At 62.8% G+C, this 7314-nt stretch carries 4 protein-coding genes and 1 pseudogene; 2 read left to right on the top strand and 3 right to left on the bottom strand.

Annotated features, from left to right (window positions below):
- Positions 1-57: 57 nt before the first annotated feature.
- The 3 genes from VBE63_RS22740 to VBE63_RS22730 are packed head-to-tail and all read right to left on the bottom strand — an operon-like array spanning position 58 to position 3238.
- Entirely contained in the window at positions 58-2058 is a 2001-nt protein-coding gene (locus VBE63_RS22740; RefSeq protein WP_323685296.1) for a bifunctional diguanylate cyclase/phosphodiesterase, read from the bottom strand.
- Positions 2059-2904, bottom strand: a complete 846-nt coding sequence (locus tag VBE63_RS22735) for an HDOD domain-containing protein (RefSeq protein ID WP_323685295.1) — start codon at positions 2902-2904, stop codon at positions 2059-2061.
- A 10-nt stretch (positions 2905-2914) separates the two neighbouring features.
- Positions 2915-3238 (bottom strand): hypothetical protein, encoded by a 324-nt coding sequence (locus VBE63_RS22730; RefSeq protein ID WP_323685294.1) that lies wholly within the window; start codon positions 3236-3238, stop codon positions 2915-2917.
- A 232-nt stretch (positions 3239-3470) separates the two neighbouring features.
- On the opposite strand from VBE63_RS22730, the pseudogene VBE63_RS22725 reads away from it, so the two are divergent.
- Both VBE63_RS22725 and rlmKL read left to right on the top strand, forming a co-directional pair.
- Positions 3471-4382 (top strand): annotated as a pseudogene (locus VBE63_RS22725) (LysR substrate-binding domain-containing protein); the annotation flags it as partial.
- Positions 4383-4875: 493 nt separating this feature from the next.
- Positions 4876-7137 (top strand): bifunctional 23S rRNA (guanine(2069)-N(7))-methyltransferase RlmK/23S rRNA (guanine(2445)-N(2))-methyltransferase RlmL, encoded by a 2262-nt coding sequence (gene rlmKL / locus VBE63_RS22720; protein WP_323685293.1) that lies wholly within the window; start codon positions 4876-4878, stop codon positions 7135-7137.
- The last annotated feature ends 177 nt before the right edge of the window (positions 7138-7314 follow it).

Below are 7314 nucleotides of genomic sequence, written 5' to 3'. Positions count from 1 at the left end.
CTTTTGCTGAGACATAAGGATGGGAGCGAAGAAGCTCGCACATTAGGTAGCCATTGCTCAACAATCCTTTGATCCGCATGGACCAACGGTCTGCTCAGGCGCGAGTCCAGCCCCCAGATATCGGCGCTCGAAGTCTTGGGGAGAGACCGGGCGCCCGAGATGGAAGCCTTGCCCGATGTCACAGTGGCGCACGCGCAAGAACTCGAGCTGCGCTGGCTCCTCGATCCCCTCAGCAACAACCGGGCAACCGAGGTTGCGCGCTATCTCGATGATGCTTTGGGCAATGACCGCAGTGTTTGCGTGCGCGGGAAGGTCGGCAACGAATTCGCGATCGATCTTAATCCCAGAGAAACAGACGTTTTTTAGTGACTTGAGTGAAGAATAACCGGTTCCGAAATCGTCGAGCCAGACCTCGAATCCAACGGCACGCAAGGCATTGATGTTCGCCACCGCCTGAGCCTCGTCACGGGTAATGGCGGTCTCGGTGACCTCCAGGTGCATGCGTGAGGGTGACACTTGGTGCTGAGACAGGATTTTACTCAATCGTTGACTGAGATCTTCTTGACTAAACTCGATGGCAGAGAGATTCACTGAGAACGGAACGACAGGGAGTCCTTGGCGATCCCACCGACGAATCTGCTGACAGAGTCGATGCAACACCCAGTCGCTGATCTCGACAATCTGTCCGGTGCTCTCCGCCACCGGGATAAAACTGGAGGGCGGCACCGGTACCCCGTCACGGGTGCTGAGCCGCAGCAGAACCTCGGCGCCAACCAGTGCGAGGTCTGCGACGCGGAACAGCGGCTGATAGTGAAGTCGAAACCCGTTGTCCTGCAACGCCTGGTGCATCAAGGACTCGATGCGCAGATGCAACAGGTCGGACTCGCCCCAGACCGGATCGTAGAGGACGAACCGATTGCGACCGAGCGACTTGGCGCGTTTGAGTGCCGAGTCGGCGGAGCGAAGCAGGGACTCGGCGCTCAGGTCTTCCGCGCTCGGGCTCACCGCTGCCAAGCCGATACTGACGGACAGATAGAGTCGCTGTGCACCCTGGAAAAAGCCTTCAGCGAGATGCTGCTGCACCTCGCCCGCAACACCAAGCAGATCATCAGGAGACCGCAGTTGGGCGACGACAATCCCCAGTTCGTCTGCCCCGGTGCGCGCGACACACAGATCGCTGGAGACGATGCCGAGCGCTTGCAGCACGTAAGGCGAGCGAAAGACGCTCTCCAACCGATGGGCAAAGCTGCGCAGGACCTGGTCGCCGACGGCATAACCAAGCTCCTTGTTCACACGGTGGAAGCCGTCGATGTCGAGCAACATGACACCGACAGATTGGCCCACGGCGGGTTTCGCTAACGCCTGCTTGAGGACCTGGATAAACTGGGCGCGCTGGGCCAGTCCAGTGAGCGGATCAGTGGCGGTCAAGGCTTGGTTTGCGTGCCCCCCAATTGAGTGTGTTTCCCGATGTCGCTTTTGCTCAGCTGCCAATGCAGGGGCCTCGGTTAAACGGTCCAGCGCCAGTGCCGCAAGATCCGCCATTGCCAGCAACGGTTGGTGCAAGAGGACGGGGATTTCCGAGCGAATCCAGATGGCCACAGCATGCACGAAGCGCGCTGAGGCCAGCTTAGCAAGCACCCAGGTTTCGCCCCGCCAGCTGACCCGGTGCAGCCCCTGCTTAATGGCCGCGGCGACCCAGCCTGATTCGATCGCATGCTCAATCTCTTCGGGTGAGATCGTCGCGGCACGGTCAGCTCGAACCCCTGCAAGCTCCTCTGCAAGTTCTTCAGCAAGCTCTAGACAGCCATCGATGTCTCGCTGCATGAGGCCGAAGCGAGCCTGTGGAAGCAGCAGTCGGGATGCCTCTTGGAGCAGACTTTGGGTTTCCTGCACGCTTGCGCACGCATCGAAGCGCCCGATGGCCAAGCGCAGCACCGCGAACGCGAGCGCAGGGAGATGAGGCGTCTGCGGTGCTGATCCTGTGCCTGATGTGTCGGCCAGGGACTCGGCCAGGGAGTCGGTCAGAGACTGCAGCGGCGGTCGTGGCAAAGGCATCATTCAGGACTCAAGGAAGGCGGACACGACATCCTTGGTCGTTGACAAGGTCAGATCAACGACAGGACGCAGATCCTCGATCTCGAGGCCGCTGCGCTGCCACTGCGCATCACTGAGGACGGGTACGGCGCGGGTTCCGCTGCTGCCAATACGCAGGCTGTTGGTGATGATATCGGCGATGTGAGTGATACTGGTCTCGAGGCAGTAGTCGTCCTCGGCTAGGTCGTGATGTCGGCCGGCGACTTCGCAATACACGCGCGGAATCTGCCATTTTTCCAACAGGAGCGCCCCGACATCGGTGTGCGTGATGCCGAGTATCTGTGCTTCAAGCCTAAGCAGGTCGGCACGATGCTCGCGATGCGCTTGGAGTGCTTGGCCCATCGCGTCCGGCTCAAGCAGATAAAGCGGGAGCCGACCGATGTCATGCAACAGACCCGCCAGATAGAATCGCTCAACCTCGGTTTGCCCGAGGCGCCTTGCAATGGCTCGGCTGGCAACGCCGGTCGCGATGCTGTGCTCCCAGAACGAGCGCATGGACACAGCGCCGAGTGGGATATCCCTAAAGACCGAGACGACAGAGGTCGCGAGGATGATCCGATGGGCTTCTTCGGTTCCAATCACCGCCAACGCATGCGTTAGGCTGTCTACCTTGGAGACGAGCCCATACAGCGCGCTGTTGGCAACACGCAGCAGCCGGGCGCTCAACGACAGATCGGCCTCCAAGACGCGCGCCATCGACTCCAACGACCCCTCGGGCCGGACCAGGGCTTCACGTACTTGGTAATAGATCGCGGGAAGAGATGGCAGCTCATTGAGCCGATCGAGTAATCGGTCAGCTCGAGCCTTCATCGCAAGTGGCTCATTGCTGTTGCTGAGCGCGCTCAAGACAGAGGCCGTAAAGCGCTTGGATAACCGGATGCCCGAGGTTGCTGAGTGCAAACTGGGCGTCGAGCATCGCTATGAGCGCCTGATGGGAACGATGTTGCTCCGCGGTGTCAGGTACAGTCTCACCAGAGATGCTGACCGGAGCCTCGGCTATTCCCCAACATTTGAGCGCACGGATCGTGCGTTCGGTAACTATCGTGCCTGCCCGCAGCAGAACGAGCCCATTTGGATCATAGACATCAGCGCCGATCACCATGCCGGTCTGGATTTCATCCAGGGGACGTGAGGTCAACATCATCGTTAGCAGGACTGGTCGCTGATCCCAAACACGCATAGCCAGGAGTTTAGTACAGATTCCTGTTGGATTATAGGTGGTTCCCGCTGCGCCGTTTTGGAAGACAGCGTTTTCTGAAGGTTGTGACCAGCTAGCCAGACCTGCTAGCCAGCCAGCCAGACCGGCAAACCGGACTTCGAGCGGTTCAGGGTATCCTTGTCACCTGCAGTCCAAGGCTCCGCACTGTTCCCTCGTTATGAATCTGCGTGATATCAAATACATCCTCGCCCTCGCCGAGACCCGCCACTTCGGCCGCGCCGCTGAGCGCTCGTTCGTCAGTCAACCGACGCTGAGCGGCCAGATCCGCAAGCTCGAGCATGAGCTGGGCGTGACCATCTTCGAGCGCACCAATCGCTCGGTCGAGATCACCCCCACCGGTCAACTGATCCTGCAGCATGCGCGTTTGTTGATGGAACAGGCCGATGCCATCGAGCAGGTTGCCCGCGCGCACCAGGACCCGCTCGCCGGCCCGCTGCGTATCGGCGCCATCCCAACGCTGAGCCCCTATCTGCTACCGCTGATCCTGCTGCCGCTGCGCGAGCGCCTGCCGCAGATCAAGCTGGTGCTGATCGAGGAGATCACCGAGACCTTGCTCAAGCGGCTCGAGCATCATGAGGTCGATGCGGCGCTGCTGGCGACCCCAGTCGCCGAGCCTGAGCTGGTCGCGCGGCCGCTGTTCGAGGAGCCGTTCTGGCTCGCCCATCCACAGCAGCATCCGCTCGGTGACAAGCCCGAGATCACCGAGGCCGATCTGGAAGCAACTGAGCTGCTGCTGCTCAGCGACGGCCATTGCCTGACCCATCAGGTGATGGAGGTCTGCCGCCTGGCCGAGCGCCCGCGCAGTGGCGAGATGGCGGATCTGCGCGCCTCGAGTCTCGAGACCCTGCTGCAGTTGGTCGGCGCCGGTTTCGGCTGCACCCTGCTGCCGGCGCTGGCCTGCAGCAGCGAGTACCCACCAGACAGCCCGATCGTGCGGCGGCCGCTGCATCTGCCGGATGCCTATCGGCGCATCTCGCTGGTCTCGCGGCGCAGCTTTCCGCGTCAGCAGGCATTGGACGCCTTTGCCGAGGTCTTGGTCTCGCAGTTGCCCACATCGGTGCGGCCGCTACCGAGCGCGCCGGTTGGTGCAGGAGCCGATACCGACGATGCCAATGCCGAGACTGAGGCTGATACTGCTGCTGCCGCTGCCGCTGCCGCTGCCGCTGCCGCTGCCGATGGCGCTGGCGCTCACACAAGGCGCTTTGTCACCTCTGCCGCACCAAGCTCCCCAGCACCTGGAGCGGGAGAGATATCCTCAGCCTCTTCTGCCTCAACACAGGCAGCAGACGAATGAGCCCCGAACGATTAACGGAACCGCAAATGACGCAGAGTCACATGGAGTCCTCAAGAGGCTTCTCTCCCTCTCCACCGCGCCCGCTCGATCAACTTGACACGCGCGCTCAGGAACGATTCAAAAACAACCTGAACAGCGGGTTGGCCCGATTGTTGGAACCGCTGCGCTGCTTCCATCCGGCCTGTGCAGGTCGTTGTTGCATCGTCACCAAGGCTCTGCCCGGCTTATCGTTCATCAGCGTCAATCCGTGTCATCTGCGGCTAGCACGATGAGCCAGCATCGCTTCTTCGCCAGCTCGGCGCGCCATCTCGAGAGCCTGCTCGCCGACGAGCTGCGCGGCCTCGGCATCGAGTCCGCGGTCGAGACTCGCGCCGGGGTCGAGTTCTCCGGCAGCCTGGCCGACGCCTATCGCGTCTGCCTCTGGTCGCGGGTCGCCAGCCGCGTACTGCTACCGCTCAGCGACTTCGCCGCACCGGACCCGGACGCGCTCTACGCCGGTATCCGCGCGATCGACTGGTCCGAGCACCTTGGCCCAGAGCAGACCCTCGCGGTTTCAGTCGACAGCGCCCGTTCGCAGATCGAGCACACCCAGTTCGCGGCCCAACGCATCAAGGACGCGATCGTCGACCAGATCCGCGAGCGCAGCGGCAGCCGCCCAAGCGTGCGTCCGATCCAGCCCGATCTGGCGCTGCGCTGCCGGCTGTTCCGCGACCAGGCGGTGCTCTTTCTCGACCTCTCCGGCGAGGCCCTGCATCGGCGCGGCTGGCGCATCCAAGGTGGCGCCGCGCCCTTGAAGGAGACCCTCGCCGCCGCGCTGCTGCTGCGTGCCGGCTGGCCCGAGATCGCCGCCGGCGGCGGTGAGCTGATCGACCCGCTCTGTGGCATCGGCACGCTGGTGATCGAAGGCGCGCTGATCGCCGCCGACATCGCCCCTGGCCTGCGACGCACCTATTGGGGCTTCAGCGGCTGGCGCGGCCATGATCAGGCGGCCTGGCTTGCCTGGAGTGCGCTTCTGGCCGAGGCCAAGGACCGGCGCGCCAACGGCCTGCATCGGCTTGCGCGCAGCAACACCAGGTTGCGCGGCAGCGATCTCGATCCGGCCGCGATCAAGGCTGCACAGGCCAATGCCTCGCATGCCGGGCTCGCCGGCCATGTCCACTTTGAGCGGCAGGCGCTGGAGGATTGTCGGCCGAGCCTGGCTGCTCAGAGTAGCGCCAAACCGATCACCTCTGCGGTCTCATCCGAGCCCGTCCCCAATCCCGCGCCGACACCCGGCCTGCTGATCACCAACCCGCCCTATGGCGAGCGCATCGGCGCCGAGGATCTCGCCGGACTCTATCAGTCACTCGGCGCGCTGCTCCGCACCCAGTTCGAGGGCTGGCGCGCTGCCGTGCTGACTGGCAACCCGGAGCTTGGCAAGCGCATGGGGCTGCGCGCGCATCGCTTTCATACCCTCTACAACGGCCCCATCGAATGCCGACTGCTGCACTTCGAGGTCCGCCCCGAGGCGCATGTCTCCGACCGCCCGCGCCCGCTGCCGGTCGCCGAGCGTGGACCCGGCGCCGAGATGCTCGCCAACCGGCTGCGCAAGAATCAGAAGGGTCTCAGGAAATGGCTACAACGGGAAGGCATCAGCTGCTATCGGCTCTATGATGCCGATTTGCCCGAGTATGCGCTGGCGGTCGATCTTTACCAGAGCGCCAACCCGGCGACCCCGGAGCGGCGTTTCGTGCAGGTGCAGGAATACGCCGCCCCGCCCGACATCGACCCGAAGGCGGCGCGGCGGCGGCTGCGCGAAGGCTTTAGCGTCATCGCCGAGGTGCTCGAGGTGCCGGAGCAAGATCTGTTCTTCAAGGTCCGCCAGCCGCAGCGTGGCAAGGCCCAATACGAGCGACTGGCGCAGACCGGCCACTTCCACAAGGTCGCCGAGGATGAGCTGACCCTATTGGTCAACTTCGAGGACTATCTGGACACTGGCCTGTTCCTCGACCACCGCGAGACGCGCCGGCTGATCGCTCGCCTGGCCGCCAATCGCAACATGCTTAACCTGTTCGGCTACACCGGTGTCGTCAGCTGCCATGCCGCGCAAGGAGGCGCCCGCTCGACCACCACGGTCGATCTGTCAAAGACCTACCTCGACTGGGCCAGGCGCAATCTGGCGCTGAATGGGTTCACCGGCCACAACCATCAGCTGATCCAGGCCAACTGTCTGGAATGGCTGGAGCAGGCGCGTGCCTACCGCGGCCACTTCGGGCTGATCTTCCTCGATCCGCCAACCTTTTCCAGTTCCAAGCGCATGGACGGCACCTTTGAGGTCGAGCGTGATCAAGTCAGGCTGATCCGCGCCGCCTTGGCCCTGCTCGCCCCCGATGGCGAGCTGATCTTCTCGACCAATAAGCGCCGCTTCAAGCTCGACCAGGAGGCGCTGAGCGATCTCAACATCGAGGACATCAGCGCCCAGACCATCCCCAAAGACTTCGCGCGCAATCCGCATATCCACCGCTGCTGGCGGATTCGGCGTGAACAATGACCGCATCTGCGCGCGCTCCCATGACCTGACATAAGGTTGGCCTAGTGTTGGCCTCCAGATGGAAGTGACGATCGTTGTTACACGTCATGGCGAGTTCGTAGGCGGTCTCTCGTGGACAGCCCATTGGTTTCTCACTTTGGGATTCGCCGACCCTCTGTTAAATCATTCAACAAAAGC

Source organism: Lamprobacter sp. (assembly GCF_034860625.1).
Classification (GTDB): domain Bacteria; phylum Pseudomonadota; class Gammaproteobacteria; order Chromatiales; family Chromatiaceae; genus Lamprobacter.
The sequence above is the reverse complement of the archived record's forward strand: the minus strand, read 5'-3'. Positions and strand labels throughout refer to the sequence as shown.

Coding starts and splice junctions, on each gene's coding strand:
- VBE63_RS22740 (WP_323685296.1), bottom strand. CDS start 2,058: ATGATGCCTTTGCCACGACCGCCGCTGCAGTCTCTGACCGACTCCCTG.
- VBE63_RS22735 (WP_323685295.1), bottom strand. CDS start 2,904: ATGAAGGCTCGAGCTGACCGATTACTCGATCGGCTCAATGAGCTGCCA.
- VBE63_RS22730 (WP_323685294.1), bottom strand. CDS start 3,238: ATGATGTTGACCTCACGTCCCCTGGATGAAATCCAGACCGGCATGGTG.
- rlmKL (WP_323685293.1), top strand. CDS start 4,876: ATGAGCCAGCATCGCTTCTTCGCCAGCTCGGCGCGCCATCTCGAGAGC.